The 23,239-nt window shown below is 45.6% G+C and carries 19 protein-coding genes and 1 tRNA gene; 14 read left to right on the top strand and 6 right to left on the bottom strand.

Annotated features, from left to right (window positions below; all coding sequences use genetic code 11):
* Positions 1-9 precede the first annotated feature (9 nt).
* Both C4S39_RS02865 and C4S39_RS02860 read left to right on the top strand, forming a co-directional pair.
* Positions 10-1,239, top strand: coding sequence for a ChaN family lipoprotein (locus C4S39_RS02865; RefSeq protein ID WP_103965671.1), 1,230 nt, complete (start codon positions 10-12; stop codon positions 1,237-1,239).
* 72 nt (positions 1,240-1,311) lie between these two features.
* Entirely contained in the window at positions 1,312-3,300 is a 1,989-nt protein-coding gene (locus tag C4S39_RS02860; RefSeq protein ID WP_258039258.1) for a M1 family metallopeptidase, read from the top strand.
* Between the two features lie 116 nt (positions 3,301-3,416).
* On the opposite strand, the gene C4S39_RS02855 is transcribed toward C4S39_RS02860, so the two are convergent.
* From C4S39_RS02855 to C4S39_RS02845, 3 genes are read right to left on the bottom strand one after another with little or no spacing between them, the layout of a single operon-like run.
* Positions 3,417-6,578, bottom strand: a complete 3,162-nt coding sequence (locus C4S39_RS02855; protein WP_103965546.1) for an efflux RND transporter permease subunit — start codon at positions 6,576-6,578, stop codon at positions 3,417-3,419.
* Positions 6,579-6,580: 2 nt separating this feature from the next.
* Entirely contained in the window at positions 6,581-7,735 is a 1,155-nt protein-coding gene (locus tag C4S39_RS02850) for an efflux RND transporter periplasmic adaptor subunit (RefSeq protein WP_103965545.1), read from the bottom strand.
* The gene (locus C4S39_RS02845) at positions 7,732-8,991 is read right to left on the bottom strand and encodes a TolC family protein (protein WP_308457298.1); all 1,260 of its coding nucleotides are present in this window, start codon (positions 8,989-8,991) and stop codon (positions 7,732-7,734) included. Before C4S39_RS02845 ends, C4S39_RS02850 begins: the two co-directional genes overlap by 4 nt.
* Before the next feature lie 480 nt (positions 8,992-9,471).
* Between C4S39_RS02845 and C4S39_RS02840 the strand changes: the two genes are divergently transcribed.
* The gene (locus tag C4S39_RS02840) at positions 9,472-11,538 is read left to right on the top strand and encodes a di-heme-cytochrome C peroxidase (protein WP_258039257.1); all 2,067 of its coding nucleotides are present in this window, start codon (positions 9,472-9,474) and stop codon (positions 11,536-11,538) included.
* Positions 11,539-11,642: 104 nt separating this feature from the next.
* Here C4S39_RS02840 and C4S39_RS02835 read toward each other — a convergent pair whose 3' ends face one another.
* Positions 11,643-12,284: a PEP-CTERM sorting domain-containing protein gene (locus C4S39_RS02835; RefSeq protein ID WP_103965542.1), complete on the bottom strand. Its 642-nt coding sequence runs from the start codon at positions 12,282-12,284 to the stop codon at positions 11,643-11,645.
* A 555-nt stretch (positions 12,285-12,839) separates the two neighbouring features.
* Positions 12,840-14,009, bottom strand: coding sequence for a chorismate synthase (gene aroC, locus C4S39_RS02830; RefSeq protein WP_103965541.1), 1,170 nt, complete (start codon positions 14,007-14,009; stop codon positions 12,840-12,842).
* Positions 14,010-14,422: 413 nt separating this feature from the next.
* Here aroC and C4S39_RS02825 point away from each other — a divergent pair.
* From C4S39_RS02825 to C4S39_RS02795, 10 genes are all read left to right on the top strand, one after another.
* A tRNA-Leu gene (locus C4S39_RS02825) sits at positions 14,423-14,509 on the top strand.
* 164 nt (positions 14,510-14,673) lie between these two features.
* Positions 14,674-14,967, top strand: coding sequence for an Arm DNA-binding domain-containing protein (locus C4S39_RS15670; protein WP_258039256.1), 294 nt, complete (start codon positions 14,674-14,676; stop codon positions 14,965-14,967).
* Positions 14,877-15,197, top strand: a complete 321-nt coding sequence (locus C4S39_RS15665) for a tyrosine-type recombinase/integrase (RefSeq protein WP_258039255.1) — start codon at positions 14,877-14,879, stop codon at positions 15,195-15,197. The genes C4S39_RS15670 and C4S39_RS15665 overlap by 91 nt, the downstream gene beginning before the upstream one ends.
* The gene (locus C4S39_RS15660) at positions 15,179-15,868 is read left to right on the top strand and encodes a tyrosine-type recombinase/integrase (RefSeq protein ID WP_258039254.1); all 690 of its coding nucleotides are present in this window, start codon (positions 15,179-15,181) and stop codon (positions 15,866-15,868) included. Before C4S39_RS15665 ends, C4S39_RS15660 begins: the two co-directional genes overlap by 19 nt.
* 23 nt (positions 15,869-15,891) lie before the next feature.
* Positions 15,892-16,524, top strand: a complete 633-nt coding sequence (locus C4S39_RS02815) for a hypothetical protein (RefSeq protein WP_103965540.1) — start codon at positions 15,892-15,894, stop codon at positions 16,522-16,524.
* A 134-nt stretch (positions 16,525-16,658) separates the two neighbouring features.
* Positions 16,659-16,898 carry a helix-turn-helix transcriptional regulator gene (locus tag C4S39_RS02810; protein ID WP_103965539.1) on the top strand — a complete coding sequence of 80 codons (240 nt, stop codon included), beginning with the start codon at positions 16,659-16,661 and terminating at the stop codon, positions 16,896-16,898.
* A 1-nt stretch (position 16,899) separates the two neighbouring features.
* Entirely contained in the window at positions 16,900-17,196 is a 297-nt protein-coding gene (locus tag C4S39_RS02805; RefSeq protein ID WP_103965538.1) for a helix-turn-helix domain-containing protein, read from the top strand.
* The gene (locus C4S39_RS15220; RefSeq protein ID WP_181023735.1) at positions 17,189-17,329 is read left to right on the top strand and encodes a hypothetical protein; all 141 of its coding nucleotides are present in this window, start codon (positions 17,189-17,191) and stop codon (positions 17,327-17,329) included. Before C4S39_RS02805 ends, C4S39_RS15220 begins: the two co-directional genes overlap by 8 nt.
* A gap of 3 nt (positions 17,330-17,332) precedes the next feature.
* A complete protein-coding gene (locus tag C4S39_RS02800; RefSeq protein ID WP_103965537.1) occupies positions 17,333-18,106 on the top strand; it encodes a plasmid recombination protein in 774 nt (257 codons plus the stop codon).
* A gap of 130 nt (positions 18,107-18,236) precedes the next feature.
* The gene (locus C4S39_RS02795) at positions 18,237-18,602 is read left to right on the top strand and encodes a LuxR C-terminal-related transcriptional regulator (RefSeq protein WP_103965536.1); all 366 of its coding nucleotides are present in this window, start codon (positions 18,237-18,239) and stop codon (positions 18,600-18,602) included.
* Positions 18,603-19,037: 435 nt separating this feature from the next.
* Here the strand turns inward: C4S39_RS02795 and C4S39_RS02790 are convergent, their stop codons facing one another.
* Positions 19,038-21,434, bottom strand: a complete 2,397-nt coding sequence (locus C4S39_RS02790) for an EAL domain-containing protein (RefSeq protein ID WP_103965535.1) — start codon at positions 21,432-21,434, stop codon at positions 19,038-19,040.
* Between the two features lie 346 nt (positions 21,435-21,780).
* Here C4S39_RS02790 and C4S39_RS02785 point away from each other — a divergent pair, with 346 nt between their 5' ends.
* Positions 21,781-23,127, top strand: coding sequence for an OmpP1/FadL family transporter (locus C4S39_RS02785; RefSeq protein ID WP_103965670.1), 1,347 nt, complete (start codon positions 21,781-21,783; stop codon positions 23,125-23,127).
* Positions 23,128-23,239: the final 112 nt, after the last annotated feature.

Below are 23,239 nucleotides of genomic sequence, written 5' to 3'. Positions count from 1 at the left end.
ATCAAAAAAATGACAAATTTTAATGTAAGCCGCTGTAGCAGAGTTATTGGCATGATCGTTATGCTGTTGGGGTTGTGTGTAAATAACGCAACGGCGGCCATCATTCCGGCAAAAAAACCGGCATCTAAAGATTGCGTACCATTGGGGGATTGGGTTGTTCCAGGTTTGGGTAAAGCTTCACAGCAGGAAATCATCGCGCGCGCGGCGAAGGCATCGGTGGTGCTGTTGGGCGAAACGCATGTCAATGCGGATCATCATCGCTGGCAGTTGCAAACACTAGTGGCTTTGCACGGTGTGCGCCCCAATATGGTGATCGGATTCGAAATGTTTCCGCGTCGCGTGCAAGCCGTATTGGATAAATGGAGTGCCGGTGAATTAAGTGAAAAGGAATTTCTTCGTGCAGCTGAGTGGGATCGGGTGTGGAATACCGATGCCAATCTTTATCTACCGTTGTTTCACTTTGCGCGCATGAATCGTATCCCGATGGTTGCTCTGAATATTGAAACGAAGCTGCGTCACCAGGTGACTGAAAAAGGCTTTTATGGCGTACCAATGGAAGAGCGTGAAGGATTGACGCGCCCGGCGGAGCCAAGTCAAGCATATATCGATTATTTATTGCCGATTTATAAGCAACACGACCGTAAGGACAGGAAAGCAGGAGAAATTACGCAAGATGATCCGGATTTCCGGCGTTTTATCGGTGGACAGCAGTTGTGGGATCGTGCCATGGCACAGATACTGCAGCAAGCCGTAACAAAATCTACCAGTTCGGAGAAGCCGCTGGTTGTGGGTGTCATGGGTTCGGGGCATGTATTGCATGGTTTTGGGGTGGCGCATCAGTTACATGATTTGGGTATTCAAAACGTTGTTGCATTGCTGCCGTGGGATAGCAGTAAATCTTGCCAACAGTTAGTTAGAGGTGTAGCCGATGCTGTTTTTGGTGTAATGCCGCATGTTTCCGAATCCTTCAGGCCGCAATTCCAGCGTCTGGGAATCCGCTACGAAATGGGGCGGGGCGGCGCCGTGGTGCTGCAAGTAGAAAAAAACAGCATCGCCGAAGTCGCGGAACTCATGGCTTCGGATGTGATTCTGGAAATGGCTGGCGTGCCGATCAAAATTACCGAAGATGTGATCAATGTCGTAAAACGGCAAGCACCAGGAACCTGGTTGCCGATCAAAATAAAACGAGATGATATAGAAATGCTGATTATCGCCAAATTCCCGGCCTTGAGTTTTTAATTATTTTTATTTCAATTTATGACAGTTGATAGCTTAATCAGAAGTTGTTGTTTATTTTTGTTTTCTTTCCTAGTGTCAGAACATATTCTATCGGCGCCTGTGCTGGTCAAGTTTAATGAGGTCGAATACGATATCACGGTAAAAATTGATCCTGTGAATCGTACCATTGAAGGGAAAAGCCTTATTACCGTCCGTAATCCAAGGGAGTTGCAGTTGATGCTGGGAGCGGCATATGAAGTGACTCAAGCGGAATTTAATGATGGACCATTGGGCATTGGCCGTGAGCAAGTCAATCAAGCGCATATTTGGAATATTCCATTTCATTTCGGGAATCAAATCCAGTTTCTGATACGGTGGAAAGGAACACTGGCCGCATTGGATACTTCTTTGGATCATCAGCAGACACTAGGCAGACCGGTCGCGGTAAGTGGTGAAACCGGCTCGTTTCTACCGGATGGGTCGGGTTGGTATCCGCGCGTAGTTGGACATTTGGCGCGGTATAAGATCAATATCGAACTACCTCCCGGTCAGAAGGGTCTGGTGGCGGGCCGGCTTGTGGAAGAAAACGAGTCCGAGCAGGGTTATCATGCTTCTTTTGATTTCTCTCACCCGGCCGAAGGGATTGATCTGATAGCCGGACCGTATGTGATTGAAACACAGACGTATCAGAGCGTAAATCACAAACCAGTTCAGCTGCGCACCTATTTTCATCCACAAATCAGTAATTTATCAAAGGATTATCTGGATGCGGTAAAACGTTATCTGAACCTTTACGAATCCTGGATCGGTGCATATCCCTATACGGAATTTAGCGTGGTTTCAAGCCCCACGCCTACCGGATTTGGTATGCCTACATTGACTTATCTTGGCATTGATGTGTTGCAATTGCCATTTATCCGCGATACTTCACTTGGCCATGAAGTGTTGCACAATTGGTGGGGCAATGGAGTTTATCCGGATTACTCGAGCGGCAACTGGTCGGAAGGATTGACCACGTTCATGGCCGATTATACCTATAAAGAACAGGAGAGCAGCGAAGCTGCACGTGAAATGAGGCTGGGATGGGTGCGTGATTTTGCCGCATTGCAACCGGGCCAGGATGCGCCATTGACAGCGTTTACTTCACGCATGCACGGCGGTGCGTCTAAAGTTGTTGGTTATAACAAAGCCGCAATGTTTTTCCTTATGTTGCGCGATCATTTAGGTGAGGCGGTTTTTCAACGCAGTATCCAGGGATTATGGCGCGTGCAGCGTTTCAGAATTACCTCATGGCAAGAGCTGCAAAAAATATTTGAGATGATCTCAGGACAGAATCTGCAGCTATTCTTTTCTCAATGGCTGGAACGCACCGACGCACCGGCTATCATGATTAGCGAAGTAAAAAATATTGCAACGGATTCCGGCTATGAATTATCAATTACTTTGAAACAATCCGGACCGGTGTACCAATTGCGCGTCCCGGTTGCAATTGAAAGCCCGCAGGGCACAACAACACACATACTGGATTTACAACAAGAACAACAGCTTTTTAAGCTGAAACTAGCGGATAAGCCGTCAGCGGTTTCATTGGATCCGGATTTGCATCTGTTTCGTCAGCTGGCGCCTGGTGAAGCACCGCCAATCCTGCGCGAAGCGATGATTAATGCCGCTACGCGGACAGTTCTATTGTCCTCTGATTCCGGGATTAGGAAAATTGCCGGAACGCTTGCCAGCAAATTGCAAGACCGCAAGCCACAAATTATTGCACGGGATGAATCACTTTCCACTGCACCTGTGCTGATTATCGGTCTGGATTCGGAAGTCGATGCCTGGCTTGCCGCCGAACAGTTGCCCGCTAAGCCGGATGAGATCAACAGCAAAGGCACCGCACAAGTCTGGACTTTGGCTCGCGCTGAGGGAGCATCGCTGACGGTTATCTCCGCACAAGACACCGCAGCACTCGAAGCCTTGATCCGTCCGTTGCCGCATTACGGGCGGCAAAGCTATCTTGCGTTTGACGGCCGGCAAGTGATAGAGAAAGGCGTTTGGCCGATGCAAGTACAAAAAGTAGTGATTAAATAACGTGTGCGTTAACTCTGCAATCCTGTAATCAATAATCGGTATATTGCAACGGATCAAAATAATAAAGGCTAGCCTAACAGATTGTATCTGCTAGGCTAGAGCCTAATAAAATATTGTCATGCAATCGGAGGAGACAGTTTCTCAGGTTGGGCCGGTGGTGGTGTATCGGTTTTATCATCGAACCATCGATACAGCATTGGCATGACCACCATGGTCATCATGGTTGCTGTCGTTAGTCCGAATATGACCACGATAGCCAGGGGTTTTTGTACTTCAGAACCCAGTCCTGTGGCTGCTAGGAACGGCGCTAAACCTAAAACAGTTGTGGCCGCCGTCATCATGACGGGCCGGAAACGCTGCGCGCAGGCCTTCCTGACCGCTTCTTCGACAGTTAAACCTTTACTCCGCAGTTCCCGTATAAAAGAAATAATTACTACCCCATTCAGAATCGATGTTCCCCATACGGCAATAAAACCTACTGATGCCGGTACCGATAGGTACTGACCGGTGACAAAAAGCCCGATAACTCCGCCGACAGATGCAAATGGCAATACCAGATAGATCAAAATGGCCTGCTTGACTGAATTAAATAACATGAACAACAAGAAAAAAATAGCTGCCAGCGTAACCGGAACGATTATAGAAAGCGTTGCCATCGCCCGTTGCATATTTTCAAACTGCCCACCCCAGACAAAATAATAGCCCGTGGGTAGGTTGATCTCTTTCGCGGCACGCTCCTGCAGTTCTTCCACGAATCCACCCATATCGCGCCCATGCACATTAACGCCAATCACAACGCGTCGCTTGGCGAATTCACGCGAGATAATCGCCGGGCCGTCGATCACTTTTATTTCTGCCACAGCACTGAGCGGTACCAGCATGCCGCCTTGCGCCATACCATTTTGTACGTTTGTATTGACAGGTCTTAACAGGAGGTCTTTGATGGCTTCTACATCGATGCGGAATGCTTCCGGAAATCTTAAAAGCAGGTTGAAGCGGCGCTCACCTTCAAAAACCTGGGTGACAAATTTACCGCCAACCGCGGTGGCAATTAATTCGTTGACATCTGAAACATTGATGCCATGGCGTGCTATGGCGCGTCGATCAATGTTGATTGTCAACTCTTGTTGACCGGATAACCGTTCAATACGGATATCTCTGGCGCCCGCTGTGGATTTGACAATGCGCGCTACTTGCTCGGATAACAAACGCAATTGCTCCAGGTCGTCGCCAAAAATTTTAATGGCCACTTGCGAACGTACCCCGGTTACCATCTCATCCACCCGTTGTTCAATTGGTTGCGACAGGACAACATTCACACCGGGTAATACCTCCAATACTTTGCGGATATCCTCCTCGATTTCTATTTGAGTCCGGCCTGATCCTTCCAAATCCAGGTCGGCAATCGGATCGGATTCATTTTGCGACGCGGGATCCGCGGGAGTATTACCGCGACCCAGTTTGGACACGACACTTTTGACCCCTGGTACCGCGGCAATTAACTGCATTGCTTCGGTTTCAATCTTGATCGCTTCATCCAAGGAAATGGAAGGTGCGCGGATAATTACCGGTGTTATGGCGCCTTCCTTCATAATCGGGATGAAAGAGGTGCCGAGGAAGGGAAACAAAGCAAAAGCAAATATCAGTGAACTGATTGCGATAATCATTGTTTTTTTCTGATTGCGCATGGCTAGATCAAAGAAACGAAGGTAACCATTTTTCAAGACAGCGACAATTTTTGTGTCCTGTTCACTTCCACCCTGTAGAAGATAATCACTCAATACGGGTGATAGTAGCAATGACACAAAGAGGGACACCAACAGTGCAATGGCAATTGTCATAGCCAATGGACTGAATGTTTTTCCCTCCATACCTTCGAGTGTTATCAAGGGCAGGAAAACCAGAATCGTGACAAACACGCCAAAAATAACCGGAGTGCCGACTTCAGCAACGGCATTAACAATAACATCAAACTTGGATTGACCGGTGTCTTTTGCCTCGCCCAGGCGTTGGTAAATGTTTTCAACCACTACCACGGTGGGGTCAACCATCATACCTAACGCGATGGTTAATCCGCCTAATGACATCAAGTTGGCAGGCATGTCGTTGTAATTCATTATCATGAATGTAATCAGTGGCGTGATAATCAGGGTAAAACAAACGACGATGCTGGTACGAATGGTTCCTAGGAAAATCGATAGTACAACGATAACCAGAATCAGGGATTCCATCAAGGTGCTTTGTACTGTAGATAGCGCACCATCCACCAGATCGGTGCGATCATAAAATGGCACGATTTGCAAACCATTCGGCAATATTCCACGTTCGTTGATTTCAGCAACTTTTTCCTTGATCCTGCCTACAATCTCCTTGGCATTGCCGCCACGCAGCATCATCACGATGCCCGCAACCGATTCGGTGTAGCCGTTTTTGATGCTGGCACCCTGGCGCACTTCCCCGCCAAAAGTGACTTCACCGATATCACGCACATAAATCGGTACACCATTCAACTCCCTAAGCACGATATTGCGGATATCGTCCAGCGTAGCAATCAGGCCCACGCCACGGATCAGGTATTGCTCATAATGCAACGCCAGTATATTTCCACTGGCATTGGCATTGTTGCTGGCCAGCGCACGATCCACATCCGTGAGTGTCAGATCGTAATGCCGCAATTTGTTCGGGTCGGCATAAACCTGATATTCCTTGACGTGCCCACCCATTGAGTTGATTTCCGCGACACCGCGAATAGATCGCAGCAATGGGCGCACTACCCAGTCTTGGATGGTGCGGCGTTCGGTGAGTTCTTCAACCGTGAGAGCGCGTTTATCGTCATTCGGATGCTCGATGGTATATTGATAAACTTCGCCCAATCCAGTGGAAACCGGTCCAAGTACAGGTGTAATGCCGGGTATTAAGCGTGGGGTGACATCAATAATGCGTTCCATGACTAACTGGCGCGCGAAAAATACATCCGTTTTGTCAGTAAAAACCAGGGTAATCAGCGATAATCCGCTTTTATTCATTGAGCGCATCTCAACCAATCCCGGCAGACCGGTCATGGCAATCTCGACCGGTACCGTGACCAACCGTTCCATTTCTTCCGGGCTGCGGCCAATGGCTACCGTAGCGACTTGCACTTGAATGTTGGTGACATCGGGAAAAGCATCCACCGACAGGTTTCTTGCGGCAAATCCACCCGCGACACACAACATCAACCCGATTATCAATACCAGCAAACGCTGGTTTAATGCCGCACGAACAATTGCTGCCATCATGATTATTCCAATTCAGCCAGCTTGCGCTCGCTATCCAGATGAAAAGCGCCTTCCATCACAATTCGCTGATCAATTGTGAGCCCATCGAGCACAGGCCGGAAATCGGCCACTTCAGGGCCCAGTTCAACAGGTACGCGCTGAAATTGATTATTGCTGACGGCGACAAAAACATAATCCTGATTTAGTTCGCGAACGATAGCTGCTTCCGGAACAACCAGGGTTTTAAGCTGCGTGTCGGTGATGTGCATATTGGCCAGCATATCCGGCTTCAATTTCCGTTCCGGATTTTCCACCATTACCCGGGTCATGACAGTGCGGGTCAGGCGATTAACGGTGTCCGAAACAAATATTATGACGCCATCGAAATCAGTGCCGCCTATCGCGGGCACATTGATTTCTACATGTTGTTCCAATTTGACGTCGCGCGCAATTTGTTCCGGCACATCGCCAACGACCCAGACATAAGAGAGATCAGCAATCTGAAAGAGCGGGTCGGAAGGTTGTACAACTTGGCCTACAATCACATTACGCGCAATGACGTATCCTTCCCGGGTGGCTTTGATGTCCAGCCATGGAAGAATTTTTCCTTTTTTGGATAATTCCTTTATTTCGGCCTCATTCATACCAAACAGTCGCAATTGATCACTGGCTGCGCCCAGTTCAGCCTGGGCAATTTCCAGTTCGGATTGGCGTCGTTCCACCTCGGCAACCGGGATAGCATCGGCGGCTAATAAATGACGCGCGCGATCAATCGATTTTTGAGTGACTACGACACGTGAGGCAGCGCGGAGATAAGCTAATTGCGATTGCGTTAAATCCGGACTGGTGATGCGGGCCAGCGGTTCCCCCGCTTTGACATAATCACCCAGGATGACAAATAAATTAATGATACGTCCGGTAACGTAAGAACCAATTTGCGCTGTTCTTTCCTCATCGACTTGAACCCGGCTGGGTACCAGTATTTTATCGGCAAGATCAATTAAGGATGGATTGCCGACTTTTAATCGGTCGATCAATTCAGGACGGACGATAATGGTATTGATATCGCGTTCTTCATCGGATTGCTTGATAACTTGTTCGTCGGATGTGCTGCTACAGCCTGCCAGCAGTAATGTGGATATAAATAAGAAACTAAAGATCAAGTAAATAATTTTCATTCTGCAACTAACTCCTTGGGGTAATATGCGCGTAAACGATCGATTTCGGCAACCGCTGAGTGGAGTTCAAAGCGAGCTTGCAGAGAGTCAAAAAGAATTCCTCTAAGAATACGCTGTGAATCTAAAAACTCGATCAAAGTACGTTCACCAAATTTGTAAGCTGCCTCCGCTACTCTCACTGCATTTTCCGCTTCCTTGATTAAACCACCCTCGAACATCGTTACCCGCTGCTGAGCAATTTGATAAGCCTGCCACGCTGCTTCGAATAATTGGGACATTTCGTAACGGCGATATTCGAGCGATTCTCGAATTCGAGCGGAATCATGGATAGCCGTATCGATTTCACCACGGCGGCGATACCAGATCGGAATTCTGACGCTGAGTCCGGCAGTATTGGAGTTAAATTGCTGATCCTGATAATTGGTATACATTACATTGACAGATGGCAATATAGAAGCGCGTTCTTGGCTGATCCGTTGATTGGCGCGCTCTTGTTCCGCTTCTAAACGAACTATATCCGGATTGACGATAGGTACTTGGCGGCGCAGCTCTTCCAATGATGGAAGATCGATCGGATCCTTTAAGGATCCTTTAATTTGAAAATTTGCCGGTAACGCTCCTGCGGTTAATTGCATCAAAAATATCTTTGCACGTTCCGCATTAAGTTTTGCCGCTTCCTTGCGATTTGCCGCGCTTTGTAATTCAGTTTCTGCACGTATGAGTTCAAAGCGGGCAAGTTCACCGTGTTCGACGTTGACTGCAATGCGTTGCCGTACGGTGTTTATCAAATCGTAAATATTTTGCTCCAAGGCAGCCTGATCTTGCCGCAACAATAACTCATAAGCACGAACGCGCAATAGTGCGGCCAGATCGGTACTGACTTGGCCCAAACTAGCCTTGCTGGCATCGACGATGGCTTCCGATGCAGCGATACGTGCACTGCGCATAAAAGGATTTTCAATCGGCTGGATAACGGTGATCGAGCGTTGACTGTTTGCTGGTCCAGTATCGACTTCCGGCAGTCGTCGATCCATGGGGCCCATCATGAACATGACTTCTGGGTTGAGATACGCTGTAGCGGCAATTACTCCACCTTTGGCCATACCAACTTGTGAACGCGCTGCGAGCACCAGGCCATTGGCTTGTAAACCCAATTGTTGTAGTTCCTCAATCGTATAAAGTACAACCGGCCCTTGTGTTTCTCTCGTTGGCATAGGTACTTGCAGTCCTGGCAAGTCACTCTTGAATGGTGCCATTGATGGAGGCAATTCATGTGCAGATGGTGATGAATGCTCAGGCTGTCTTAATGAATCAGCTCCAATTGGAAGGGGAACCGTGGGTTGTGCTAAGGTTATCGAAGAAAATATTAAGCTTATATTCAGTAATAAAAGGTTAACTCGGGAAATTCGCATAGAATCCTTTAATTTATATCTTGTCAGGGGGTATTTAAGAAGGAAACTCTGATTAATCCTTTGACAGGTGCAAAGCAAAGGGCAATTTAATCACGATTCACTTAAATTTATTACAATTATTTCCAGATTATTTACATCGAAATTGATTCGCAATAGCCCAATTTTATATTGAAATTTATAATGAGCTAATACAAAAATCAGTCATCATAAAGCCTCATTTTATTACTTTAAAGAAACTGTAGTAAGCTGATTTTCCAGTTGTGCGTGATTTAAACAGAGCATTCCTGAATGCTTGCTGAACAGATAGTAAATTTGGATAAATTAATGTTGCTCAATTATTTTTTACAGCGGATCAAATTATTCCTGCTTGTATGTGGCGTGGCGGCAGTTATTTGGCTATTGGCAGGAGTAGTGCTAAGACTGTATGAATTTCGTGATAATGATCCTGGCCGTGGCGCTATTTCGAGCGGTACCGATAAATTTGGCGATCAATTTTTTCAAACAATTTATCTTGATCAAGGTTGGTCGGCGTCTGACAGCTTGTGGTTTTATAGTACAACGCAAGGCTCTAATTTATTACCCTACAGCTTTTTTTTGGTACTCGAGCAATCTGATTCATCTGATTTATTTCGCAATAATCAAAACATTGATCGTTATGGTTATTTGCCGCAGCGCCCAACCATAAGCAATCCGGATGGTTTGCCAGTGGGCATGGTGCGAGATGAGTACCAAGGCAAAGCATTTATGGGATTTACCTGCGCAGCCTGCCATACGACTCAACTCAATTACCTGGGCGCAGGAATCCGCATTGATGGTGGTCCGGCAAATTCGGATATGGAAACCTTTATGATTGATTTGGCAGACGCATTGTATGCCACCCTGAAGAATTCGGAAAAACGTGATCGGTTCGTTGTTAACGTATTGAAACAGGGTAAATTTAAGAATCAGGAGGATGTATTAAGTGATCTTAAAAAATACGCACAGCGAATCAAAGCTTATACCATCGTCAATGTTCCCAGAGATACCACACGGCCATTAACCCGCTACGGCTATGCACGACTGGATGCATTTGGGAGAATCTATAATCGTGTACTTGAGCATATTATGAGCGCGCAACAATTACGCGAGCTGCTCACCGAGATTCTGACCACGGAGGAGCTGGCTGAGGTAATGTCAAATGCGGAACCTGTTCTCAGCAGTACAAATCGCGATCATATTATTGAAAGGATTCAGGTATATTTGACCAGCAAGCAGATCATCCGGCTGCGCAACAGAATTTATAATCCGGCCGATGCGCCAGTCAGTTATCCGTTTCTGTGGGATATACCGCAACATGACTACGTTCAATGGAATGGTAGGGTCGACAACAGCGGATTAGGTCCTATGGCCAGGAATGCGGGCCAAATGATTGGCGTATTTGGCACGCTGGATTGGCAGGAAAGAGATGGCTTCACGTTGTCTTCAGTCATTGGCGGACAAGGATTTGGCCCAAAACATATTGATTTCCAGTCCTCCATCGATATCCGAAATTTGCGTCGGGTGGAGAAGCATCTGCGCAAACTAACCTCGCCGCAATGGCCCGAGCATATTCTACCTAAGATCGATAGAGCACGAATGGTTAAAGGTGCGGAGCTATTTTCCCGATATTGCGCATCCTGTCACGGGCACATTGACCGCATTGATCCGGATCGTCGTGTTGTGGCTAAAATGATTGGTATTTCGTCTATTGGAACGGATTCTAAGATGGCCACCAACGGTATTGAGTATGCCGGCTATAGCGGTATTCTGCGGAATCAATATGTCGGTGTCAGTACAGGTAATCTTTTGCTGCAACCCCAAGCGCCAGCGGCAGCGTTATTAACTTCAGCTACGCGCAATGTGGTAACGACGCCTGATCCGGATAAATGGTTTGTACGTAGGTGGGTTGAACGATCGCTGGATTTTGCGTATACATTTTTTGATAACGAAGTGCAATCTTCCCTGAAACGCGGCGATTATACTCCCGATACAACCGGCAATCCTTTTGCTTCAATCTTGGCTTATAAAGCTCGTCCGCTCAATGGCGTCTGGGCGACTGCGCCTTATTTGCATAATGGCTCTGTTCCAACTTTGTATGATTTGCTTCTGCCCAAATGGCGGCCTGGTGATCCTGCCGAAGGAGAATATCGTCCTGATGAATTTATGGTGGGATCGCGCGAGTTTGATCCAGTAAAAGTTGGATTAAAATCGACCGATTATGATGGCTTTCTGTTTCGAACACATATTTGGGGTAACAATAATGGCGGTCACGAGTTCGCCTCCGGAAGAATGCCCCAGCCTGATGGGGTGTTCCTTCCAGCCTTGACCAAAGAGCAACGGCTCGATCTTGTTGAGTACCTTAAATCACTTTGAAGTGTAAGCGTAGATGAGCAAATACATACTTAAGCTTAATATCCAGTCTTATAAAGAGAAGCCCGCTTCAGCGGGCTTCTCTGAGCAATACTTAAGTTTCTGGATTATGCAACCGGATTTTGCATCCGGCGGCGATTAGCAAAGCCAAGTAAGCCGAGACCAGCAAGCAACATGGCATAAGTTTCTGGTTCTGGTACTGGTGCTGCGATATCACTGAGTTTTAAGTAGTCAAAGCCATAAAAATCACCGGAGCTATTGCGATCGATGGTAATAACCAGTTCACCCGTAGCGTTGATCGAATCAACCACCGAGCCGGTTAGTGTATAGAAACGAATAAATGTGTTCGGGAATCCGTCATCGTAGGCAAAGTCTTGTGCAATGCCGTTAAATGTAGTGATTACTGAACCACCTATCGAAGCTTGAAAGTCAGCCATGTCGATTTCCAGATGACCGACCGTCCAACTATTGCCTAATCCTGTGAAACTGAACGTTGCTACGGTTTCTGATCCATGTGGACTGAAGCCGGGATGGGTAGTGCTATAGGTATCGGTGTATTGTGTACCATCGGTTGCTATCATTTCTGCAGCACTGCGGCCATCATAGTTTGCGGTGGAGCCATTGAACGGGTGCTGGCAGTTGTCACAAATACCGGCACCATAACCATCATTGTCACCGATTTGCCAGGATGCCGCTGCGACCGGCCCGCTCGCCAGCGCAAGTAAAGCCATCATAGGTATAATACGCATTATAAAACCTCCCATAAGAAGAAGAAAAGTTGCATTAAAGTTTGTTATTTCATCTACACGTGTCAATAATATGCCCTGTTTACTTGCAGCGGATTTAATGAGGCTGCGTGTTTGCAGAGAGAAATGAAATTGGTGTGTAGTGACTTGCAGATAATTTGTTTTTCTTAGTTATTTTTTAAATTTACATGAAGAAATACTTCTGCATAGCCATCTGTAAGATAATCTGAGAATCTCTCGAACGTAATAAGAGATAGCTCCTTTTCTTCTAGTACACTAGTACTATGTTTTCAGTTTGAGCGATAGGATATATATCCTTTTTGCACTAGCAATATCGATATAGGAAGTTTTGCATCGCAATGAATGATGCGATACTTTTAAATCTCTATGGGTTAATTCTCCGTCTCCTAGGACGAGAGTTGGCTGAGAATCAGCAGAGTAAAGAGTCTGCAATGACACGATACTGTTAAGAATTAAGTTTGCAGCGGTAGGAAATACTCAGCTTAAGCAATATCCAAACCTTGTTTGATAACAAGGTTTTTATCATGTTGTTAGTGCCTAGACATCTTCTTCAGGTTCTGGGTCTTCTCTCGACGGTGCTTGAGATGTCATCACAGATTTTTCTATTGCATTTGCAGTGCCGGGAATTTTGGGTGTTTTGCACTGTACATCGGCATTTTGCGCGCGATGCCTCAAAGCATGATCCATTAATACCAGGGCGAGCATAGCTTCGATAATCGGGGTAGCGCGGATGCCAACGCAAGGATCATGCCGGCCATGCGTTTCGACGATAACCGGATTGCCGTTCTTGTCAATTGAATGTCGTCCGAGACGAATGCTGGATGTCGGTTTAATCGCAATATGAACAGCGATGTCCTGGCCGGTTGAAATACCCCCGAGGATGCCGCCGGCATTATTACTTAAAAAGCCATTCGGTGTCATCTCATCCGAATGCTCGGTGCCTCTTTGCGTTACGCTGGAAAAACCTGCGCCGATTTCAACGCCTTTTACTGCATTGATGCTCATCATGGCGTAGGCGATTTCGGCATCCAGTCGATCATATACCGGTTCGCCCCAGCCGACTGGAACACCCTGCGCCACTACGCTGATTTTGGCACCCACCGAATCGCCGGATTTACGCAATTGATCCATGAACGTTTCCAATTGATCGACATAGTTGCTGTCTGCAACAAAGAAGGGATTCTGCCTGATATCCTCCCAGCATTTGAATGGAATTTCGATGGGTCCCAACTGCGCCATATAACCGCGGATCATAATACCATGCTTCTCGTACAGCCATTTTTTTGCAATCGCACCGGCTGCAACACGCACTGCAGTCTCACGCGCCGATGCGCGGCCACCGCCACGATAATCGCGGATGCCGTATTTCTGCCAGTAGGTATAGTCAGCATGGCCGGGACGGAAGGTATCCATGATCTTACTATAATCCTTGCTGCGCTGATCTTCATTGCGTATCAGTAAAGCAATGGGCGTACCCGTAGTTTGTCCTTCAAACACACCGGATAGAATTTCAACCGTGTCGGATTCACGCCGTTGCGTGACATGACGCGACGTGCCGGGTTTACGCCGGTCCAATTCAAGTTGTATCTCTTCGGTGCTGATAGTTAAGCCTGGTGGGCATCCATCCACAATACAACCAATTGCTGGGCCGTGTGATTCGCCAAATGAGGTGATAGTAAAAAGCGTACCGAATGTATTGCCAGACATATTATTATTGCTATTTTGTATTTAGGGTGATGATGCGAGTCTATCATATGTACCTCAGCTTTTTTCTCTGAAAAAGCTTCTGAGCTTGGTCTATTGGCCGATGTATGCAAGCCATCAAGCTTAGCTTGAAGCATATCAAGAATGAAATTCATTTGTCATGCTATCTCTTGCGCTGGAATGCGGTTTATTAGTCGGCGCGGAAGTGACATGGTCACCACTTCAGTATCCGGTTTTATTGAATCACAGCACTAGTTACGTAATTCTGGAATACCCCTTACTTTGGTGCATCGATGTCATTTAGGGTAGCGGGTGCCCATTCCATTAGTACATTTTCCCCCATGATGCTTGCTGTACACCTAGTTTTCAGTGATAATCGCGCTTTCTTGTTTGTTCAAGAACAGTAAAATGTTTTGGCCGAGATGGCGGAATTGGTAGACGCACGGGACTCAAAATCCCGCGATGGTAACATCATGGGGGTTCGATTCCCCCTCTCGGCACCAATAAAGATTTTCAGTAAGCTTCATATCGTATCAAATCCATTGTAATTAATAATATTTTTAAGAAATGATCGTATCAAGAGATATCGTGAGATATTTTGACATACCGTCGATTTAACGGTATTTTTGTCGGTACTTTTTGATGCCGTCATGCGAGATACCGTCAAATGCTTACCGATACCGCAATAAGAAACGCTAAACCAAGAGATAAATTTTATAAAGTTAGCGATAGCGGTGGACTATATTTATTAGTGAAATCTACTGGTAAATATTGGCGCATGGATTATCGGTTTGTGGGCAAGCGTAAAACCTTGGCTATCGGTGTCTACCCAACTGTTTCTCTTGTTGCTGCCAGGAAGAAGCGCGTGAATTGCTTGCAAAAGATATTGACCCATCACTGGTCAAAGCCATCAATAAACGGATTGCACGCACTGCGGCAGAAAATACTTTCAAGGCTGTAGCGCTGGAATGGCACACCAAAACCAGCAAAACATGGGCAGAATCGACTGCAAACAATATCAAGCGCTATTTGGAAAAAGATATTTTTCCCTGGCTAGGCAACCGCGTTATAAAAGATATTACCGCACCGGATTTACTGGCGGTATTGCGCAAGATAGAAAGCCGTGGAGCGCATGAAAAAGCTCAACGTTGCCGGGAATATGCGGGGCGAGTGTGTTTAGATATGCCGTAGCCACCGGACGCGCTGAACGCGATCCTAGCGGCGATTTAAGAGGGGCACTGACACCGGTCAAAGTCAAACACCATGCCAGCATAACCGACCCTAAAGCCATCGGCGCATTGCTACGGTCAATCCGGGGATTTAATGGTTCTTACATTACTAAATGTGCATTACAGCTTGCGCCATTGGTTTTTGTGCGACCCGGCGAACTCCGACAAGCAGAATGGCAAGAAATCGACTTTGACAAGAAAGAATGGCGTATACCAGGAAATAAAATGAAAATGGGTGAAGCGCACATTATCTCCCTGTCACCGCAAGCTATCGAGATTCTGCAATCCATCCATCCTTTAACCGGTGATGGTCAATATATTTTTCCCAGCATACGCAGCAGTGCCCGGCCAATGTCTGAAAATACCATCAATGCAGCCTTGCGGCGCATGGGCTATGAAAAAGATGAAATGACCGGACACGGTTTCCGCAGCATGGCCAGCACACTGTTGCATGAGCATGGGTGGCCGCATGAAGCGATTGAAAGGCAATTAGCTCATGCGGAACGAAACAAAGTAGTAGCTGCTTATAACTACGCTGAACATTTGCCTAAACGCAAAGAAATGATGTGCTGGTGGGCGGATTATCTGGATGAATTGGCGATAGGTGCTAAGGTGATGAATTTAAGGGACTGATTAATAGATAAATATTTTATAAAATGACAACTAAACGTGAATGGTTTCGCAAATTAAGAGCTTTAAAAAATGAACCGAGATTCCTAACACCTAACGAGTGTGATGAATTGATACTGCTTCTTGGCGGTACTGTTCGGCCAAACCATAGACCGCCAAAAACTTTCTGTAATATGAATCGCCGTCATTTAAACCAAGGGGCAATAGCAAGTATTGTATTCGGTTTTCTAGAAAATGCCGAACAAGTAAAGCAATTAGAGAATGAGTTACATGAATTGGAAAGCCCTGATTGGCTAGAAAATCAAATAAAAATAGCTTCTCTTGCAATAACTCGTGCTAATGCGGAACGAATAGCACTGGAATATAAAGCTGATGAAATAGATTACTTGAAAAGTCGAATTGAGTTTTTGCGCCAATGGTCAGCGAAGAACCGATCTGATGCTGAGCGTATGGCTGTAAAATGGCTTGAGAGTAGAAATATTCAAATTTCTTTGAAAAAAATTCAAAATGAACTTTCCAATTTAAGAGAAAGAGCTGAATTAAAAAGCCTTAGGTTAAACGATTGGAAAAGTTTAAAATTTAAAGAGATCAAGTACATAAAAAAGGCGATACAGCAGTTGTTGGAAACGGTTTCCACTCAAAAAGGAAAACTAAGCTAAACGATAAGATAGGGCAAAGCAAAGAAAGTTATTTTTAATACCCTTATTTTGACTTCTTAACTATGCCATATAGGAAGTAAAAATTGATTTTCTTATGATTCTACCTGCAATCCACAACTACAGGAAAATATCGTATGAAAGCAATTCAAACCTCAATCCCTGAAGCTCTCAAAAACTTCGATCAGCTCCCTGATACTGCCAATGTGAGGCAACCAGTCGTACAAGCCTTATACGCCTGTTCTGCTGCCAGTGTATGGCGTGGTGTAAATGCCGGGCGCATACCTAGGCCCAGAAAATTATCCCCTCGTACCACTTGCTGGAATGTTGGTGAGCTTCGCGCAGCGTTAGCGATCACCGGCAATCAAGGGGCTTAATATGAACAAAAAAATACCACCCCATAAAGAAGTGGCTTTTAAAGAAATCAACCAGCAGTTTACCGGCGATAACGCAAAACAGCAATGTACCCGATTATTGCGAGCCTTGCATCTGTTCAGTATCAACACCTATGAAGCCAGTCGTGGATTGGGCGTCTACCACCCACCAGCACGAATATTGCAATTAAGGCAAAAAGGGTTTTTTATCGAAACAGTGTGGCAAGTCATTGAGGCTGAAAATGGTGATAAGCATCGTGTTGGTTGCTATGTCTTACATAGCGGGGTAGATCATGAATGAAAGATGGCTGGAACGTCTGGAAATGCTGCTGGTGCGTTTTTCTTATCTGGGGATGGGCGCTGATATACCTTCCCAGAGTATAAACGAGTTATGGTCTATTTATTTGTACTTATCTAGGCTTGCGGAAGGTTGAAAGATGGCAGCAAGCCATTTATTACGGCTAGGTAAGGTTAAGGGGAAAAATGGCGTACTGAATGCATTGAAACATAATAAACGCACGCTACAGGCTGAACGTGCCGCTGGCGCCAATATTGATGCACTCAGAACGTCATTAAACTACTCATTGACAACATCGGATAGTGCCGAATCGATTGATCGTCATGCTAAAGTTTTACTGTTACAGGCTGGGATAGATCAAACACGTACCAATCAAGTAATGGGCATTGAAATAATTTTTAGCCTGCCCATTGATCGACACCAGCAAGACACAAGGCCTTTCTTTAGAGATTGCTTGGAATGGGTTAAACGGCATGTGCCGGGGGTGTTGTTATCTTTTGATGTCCATTTAGATGAAAGCGCACCTCATGCGCACGCCTTAATTTTGCCGTTACTGAATAACAAAATGCAAGGCAATAAGATCATGGGGGGCATTGGTAATTTAACCCGTTTGATTAACGTGTTTCATGCAGAAGTTGCAGGGTATTATGGCCTTAGTAGGAATGATGCCAAACGAATGAATGGAAAAACTAAAGAATCCCTCGAAAGACAGATATTGGCCGTCTTAGCGATTGATCCAGTGATTAAGTCACTCATTTGGCCATGTGTGCGTGATGCTATTCACAATGATCCGCTACCTTATGCGCAATTGTTGGGGATTAATCAAAAACACCAGCCTGCAAAATATACCGGTAGATCATTCGTACAGATCATGACTTCCAAAGGCAAGGGAAAAGAAATAAACACTATATAGCGTTTTGACCCTCAAAAACATCAAACACTATCCTGTGTATAGTGTTTCATTTGCAATCTAGTTGAGATGGCAATAAATCACAGATTAATGAAGAAGTTTATAAGTAAATAAAAGTTAAGGAATGTTAAAAATGAACGAAAAACAGGAACAAGCAATTTTATTGCTGGCCCAGGGAAAAATGTGTCAAGAAATAGCGGAAACCTTGAAAATAACGGCAAAAACAGTGAGTGTTTGGCGTGCAGACCCTGAGTTTCGCGCAGCATTGAATCAATATCTTACAAACATCAAAGCGGCGCATTCTGAGCGGTTAAGAAGCTTGTGCGGGCGGGCACTAAAAACAATTGAAGATTCACTGAATGATGAAGGGCTATCACCCAAGGATAGATTAGCGGCTAGCTTTAAAGTATTGGAACTGTGCAAAGTGGAACCGATTAAACCTGGACTTACTAATGCAGCAAAGCTTGCACGTTATGACGCGCTTATGGATAGTTTATGATTCTGGTAGGGGGATATTTCTTGTCAGGGGCGGATGATAGTTTTAGGTGTTTTAAATAAAATACCGCTAGTCTAAGCTTTAGTTAACGTTAACACCAATAATTGGGCGCACTCATCCCCCTTACATGATACTCAACAGTAGAATTTGACGGTACTTATGACGGTATTTTTTTAATTTATAGTTATATAAGCTATGCCAGTTAATGGTTTAAGGCCATTTCGCGGTTCCCCCTCTCCCAAGAATATAATTTTATATTAATAAAATTATATTCTTAGAAATCATTGAGTGCGTTAAAAAAGTACGTGCTAATGACCTCGAATACTGCTTTATCTATAACTAGAAACCGTCTTTGGAATCATTACCTTCAATATAGTTTACCCATCATCAGTTGGTTCATAGGCGTATAGTAATGCAGAAAGGAAAGCGGGTTGGAGATTATCCCTGAGCCTTTTTGTCAGTTGAGGGTAAGCCCGCATTAAGAGGTGTGGGTTCAGCCACCCAGAAGCCTTGTACATAATCGACACCGATATTTTCCAGAATTTGCAGTGTTTGATCATTTTCCACCCACACGGCGATTGTTTTAAGCCGCATGATATGGCCGATGTGATGAATCGATTCAACCATTGCCTGGTTGATCGGATCAGTAAGCATATTTTTGATCAATCGCCCGTCGATTTTCAGATAATCAAGCGGAATATCTTTCAAATAACTGAACGATGATAAGTTGCTGCTAAAATCATCGATGGAAATGCGACAGCCCAATTCTTTCAAGGTAGTGACAAAACGTACAACATGCTGTAAGTCATTCAGCGCAGTCTGTTCACTAATTTCGAAACAGATACAGGCGGGATCCAACTGGCTGGCTTTGATGCTGCTTACCGTGAAATCAAGGAAGTCCCCGCTTACAAGTGCTTGTCCGGATATATTGACGGTGTAGATTGCATTGGTTGTGTGTGCTGCATGCGCTTTTATGAGCTGTAGTGATCGTTGCACCACCCAGCGATCGATTAGCAGTATTTGATCATGCCGCCCTGCGGCAGGTAGAAATGCTCCGGGCATAATCAATTGACCATTCTCATCTTGCAGGCGCAACAAAATTTCACCATGTTGTTCCTGTTCCGTGTGCTCCGGCGAGATTAATTGGATTGGTTGATAATAAAGCTGAAAACGTTGCTCTGTCAGGGCATTCTGAATACGCGGCAACCATTGTTGCATTTCGACAGAATCTTGCAGATGAGGTACGGATTGATATATCTGTACTCGATTGCGTCCTTGTTCTTTGGCGGCATAACAAGCGCTGTCAGCTGCATTGAGTGCATGCTCGAGACCTTGATTCTCATGAGTGATCGGAAATAATCCGATGCTTACACCAATAGTGAAAGTTTTTCCCCGCCATTGGAAACGGAAATTTTGCACCAGCTCACGTAATGTGTCGGCTACTTGTAGCGCTTGATCTCTAGGGCAGTGCTCGAGAATAACACCGAATTCATCACCGCCAAGACGTGCCAATGTGTCTCTTGCGCGCAGTTTGGAATGCAATAATGCGGTTACTTGACGCAACAATTTATCACCGGCACTATGGCCGCAACTGTCGTTGATAATTTTGAATTGATCGAGATCAAGATACAGCAGCGCATGCATGTCATTTTTGCGTATGGATGTCAGGATTTTGCTGAGGCGATTCTCGAATTCCTTACGATTGAGCAAACCGGTTAACGAGTCATGTGCAGCTTGGTAGGCAAGTTTCAACGTCAACTTGCGTTGTTCCGTCACGTCGCGAAACGTTATCACGGCACCAATCATATGTTTTTGTTCGTCTTGAATCGGCGCTACGGCGTAATCAATGATGTATTCTTTCTTGTCTCTATGGATCAGTATACATTCGCGGTACCTGGAAGAATTTTCAAGCTCGTTTAAGTGATCTATCAATGGGTCCGGGGCCGGTTTATGGGTGGCTATGTCCATAATATTGAATACGTTCTGTAGCGATGTGTCGTGCATTTCCGCATTGCTCCAACCGGTAAATATTTCCGCAGTTGGATTCAGGAAAGTGATTTTTCCATGGGTATCCGTGGTGATGACTGCATCACTGATGCTTGCCAATGTGATCTGAAACAGCTCTTTTTCCTGATGCAGGATATCATTGGTTATGGTGAGCGCTTCGGTGCGTTCCGCTACTCGCTGCTCCAGTTGGTTTTTGGTTTGAATCAGGCGCTTTAGCAGCTCAACGTTATCAAAACGGAATTTTAACGAATCCGTGACTGTCTGATGCAGTTGGTGTGAAATTCTGCTCATGGTAAGTACAAACAGCAAATAAGTCAGCGCGATGATCATCTGAATATCGCTTTCGTGCATGATGACCTGATAGGTGAAAGGAAGCGCGACAGGTACCGAAAAAGCTAAGAAGGCGCCTTTATACGATGATAAGGTTGCCATTGCGCCTGCAATCATGCCGCCTAGTAAGTAGGCCAGAAACAGTTGATGAATGGCACTATCGGCAACAAAAAAAATGCTCCCGGCAGAACCCCACAGTATCCCTGCTAATAGTATGCTAATAAAAAATTGCCGCCCCCAGGTTACTGATTCGGCAGCGGATGGCATTTTACGAAAATAGGCTTTGACCATCAGAAACCTGCCGAGAGTGAGGACATAAATTGCCGCCAGCCAGCCTAGAAGCCAGTTTTCTCCGACCAATCCCCAAAAAATATAAGCTAGCATGGTGGCAACAATCAATGTGACAAATAATGCCTTAGGAGCTTGCTGATAAGTCAGCTTGATTTGTTCCGCCAGTAATGCGCCAGAACGATTGGGAGGGGGAGATTGGGAATTCACATTGTGATTAATTGGATCCTGACATCATATAATAAGGCTTTTTTGCAGGAAGATAATGGAGATTTTTGGAGTATTGCTGAATGGTTACGATGATTGTGCAAGCGTAGTTTCGAGTGAGGGTGCATCGCTTCTCAGCGACTTGAAATCGGTGAGTAAATATGCGGTTTTCTATGGCAAAATGCGGAGTGCGTGAAAGATATAAATATTCATTGCGTTACATGTCAGAGAATTCTTATATCCATACTCAAAAAATTGGGCTTAATATTTTTTGAAATAAAGTAAGCTTCTATAGTGCGACATGGCGGGTAAGGCACTGGAGAAAAATTACGGGAGTATGCTCATTAATATGAGACGTATTGCAGAAGGTTTATTTTATTGGAAGTTTCTGTGCACCGGGTTTATTTTACTCGCGGTTTCTTCGCCGGTATCCGGTGCCGGTATTGCTGTGATGGAACACAGTGTCAAGGAACTGGGTCAAGCGTTCTCTGGCGCGCCCACTAATACGGGTGATGGCAGTATGGTGTTCTTTAATCCGGCTGCGATGAGTCAGGTGCGCGGTAAATTGATTTCTGCCGCGAGTTACTATATCGCACCGTCTGCGACTTTTCATAATAGCGCTTCGCAGCTAGGTAACGCGCCGCTTACGGGCGGGAATGGCGGAGATGCCGGGCAATCGGTTTTCATTCCGAATTTTTATTATGTGCAGGAGTTGTCAAACCGCGTAGCCTTTGGTTTTGGATTTAATATACCTTATGGCATGCGCAATAGTTATGATTCGGACTGGAAAGGGCGTTACCAGGCCATTGATTCAGAAATTCTGACGATTAACTTTAATCCGTCTATGTCGTTCAAGCTGACCGAAAAATTTTCTTTAGGTGCCGGTTTTAATGTCCAGTACCTGCGAGCCAAATTAACCAACGCAATTGATCTGGGGCCGGCATGTTTTTTATTGCAGGGCGCATTGCCATGCCTGAGTCAGGGAATTGCGCCGCAAGCCGCGGATGGGCATGTTTCGCTCAAGGGCGATAGCGTCGGTTTTGGCTACAATCTGGGCGCATTCTACGCGCTGACTCCTGATACTCGATTCGGCGTCAGTTATCGTTCCCGCGTTGCTCATGACGTGAAAGGGAATGCAAATTTTACGATACCGGATAAAGCCATTGCGCTGACGCAAGGAAATATTTTGGTGGATACGCATGCGGTTACACCAGTGACTTTGCCGGACTCGGTCTTATTCGGTTTCTCGCACCATCTCAATCCGCGCTGGGAAGTTTCCGCGGATGTTTTATGGACGCATTGGAGCTTGGTTCGAGAACTCAGAACGAATTTCTCCTCATCGCAATCCGATGATGTGCAAAATCTTAAATGGAACGATACGTGGCGTTATGCTTTCGGAGTTAATTATTTTTCCGCAACCCATAAATGGATATGGCGAACAGGATTTGCTTATGATCAAACGCCGGTTCCCAATGCACAGCACAGATCGCCTCGAATTCCCGATAGCGATCGTTATTGGTTGACTGTTGGCTTTACTTATGCAGTTCGGAATAATATTTCCATTCATGGTGCATATGCGCATCTGTTTATGGACAGTCCTTCGATCAGTCGCAGGGGTGTAACGGGGGATTTTCTTTCCGGTCAGTTTTCCGAGCAAATCAATATCGGTGGTCTGCAGTTAGACTGGCGTTTCTAACTCTGATCGTCACAATTCATCGGGTTGCGGAGCTGAAACTTGTGCGGAGCTGCATTATCTTATAATGTCGCTTGTAACGGTGTAATAGATAAATTTTCCAACCCAATTTCGG

It is taken from the genome of Nitrosomonas ureae, assembly GCF_900108305.1.
GTDB classification, from domain to species: Bacteria; Pseudomonadota; Gammaproteobacteria; order Burkholderiales; family Nitrosomonadaceae; genus Nitrosomonas; species Nitrosomonas ureae_B.
The sequence above is the reverse complement of the archived record's forward strand: the minus strand, read 5'-3'. Positions and strand labels throughout refer to the sequence as shown.

Bases quoted from the DNA above. Each gene is read 5' to 3' on its own strand.
- C4S39_RS02865 (WP_103965671.1), top strand. From the start codon at position 10: ATGACAAATTTTAATGTAAGCCGCTGTAGCAGAGTTATTGGCATGATC.
- C4S39_RS02855 (WP_103965546.1), bottom strand. From the start codon at position 6,578: ATGATGGCAGCAATTGTTCGTGCGGCATTAAACCAGCGTTTGCTGGTA.
- C4S39_RS02850 (WP_103965545.1), bottom strand. From the start codon at position 7,735: ATGAAAATTATTTACTTGATCTTTAGTTTCTTATTTATATCCACATTA.
- C4S39_RS02845 (WP_308457298.1), bottom strand. From the start codon at position 8,991: ATGGCACCATTCAAGAGTGACTTGCCAGGACTGCAAGTACCTATGCCA.
- C4S39_RS02840 (WP_258039257.1), top strand. From the start codon at position 9,472: ATGTTGCTCAATTATTTTTTACAGCGGATCAAATTATTCCTGCTTGTA.
- C4S39_RS02835 (WP_103965542.1), bottom strand. From the start codon at position 12,284: ATGCGTATTATACCTATGATGGCTTTACTTGCGCTGGCGAGCGGGCCG.
- aroC (WP_103965541.1), bottom strand. From the start codon at position 14,009: ATGTCTGGCAATACATTCGGTACGCTTTTTACTATCACCTCATTTGGC.
- C4S39_RS15670 (WP_258039256.1), top strand. From the start codon at position 14,674: ATGCTTACCGATACCGCAATAAGAAACGCTAAACCAAGAGATAAATTT.
- C4S39_RS02815 (WP_103965540.1), top strand. From the start codon at position 15,892: ATGACAACTAAACGTGAATGGTTTCGCAAATTAAGAGCTTTAAAAAAT.
- C4S39_RS02810 (WP_103965539.1), top strand. From the start codon at position 16,659: ATGAAAGCAATTCAAACCTCAATCCCTGAAGCTCTCAAAAACTTCGAT.
- C4S39_RS02805 (WP_103965538.1), top strand. From the start codon at position 16,900: ATGAACAAAAAAATACCACCCCATAAAGAAGTGGCTTTTAAAGAAATC.
- C4S39_RS15220 (WP_181023735.1), top strand. From the start codon at position 17,189: ATGAATGAAAGATGGCTGGAACGTCTGGAAATGCTGCTGGTGCGTTTT.
- C4S39_RS02800 (WP_103965537.1), top strand. From the start codon at position 17,333: ATGGCAGCAAGCCATTTATTACGGCTAGGTAAGGTTAAGGGGAAAAAT.
- C4S39_RS02795 (WP_103965536.1), top strand. From the start codon at position 18,237: ATGAACGAAAAACAGGAACAAGCAATTTTATTGCTGGCCCAGGGAAAA.
- C4S39_RS02785 (WP_103965670.1), top strand. From the start codon at position 21,781: ATGAGACGTATTGCAGAAGGTTTATTTTATTGGAAGTTTCTGTGCACC.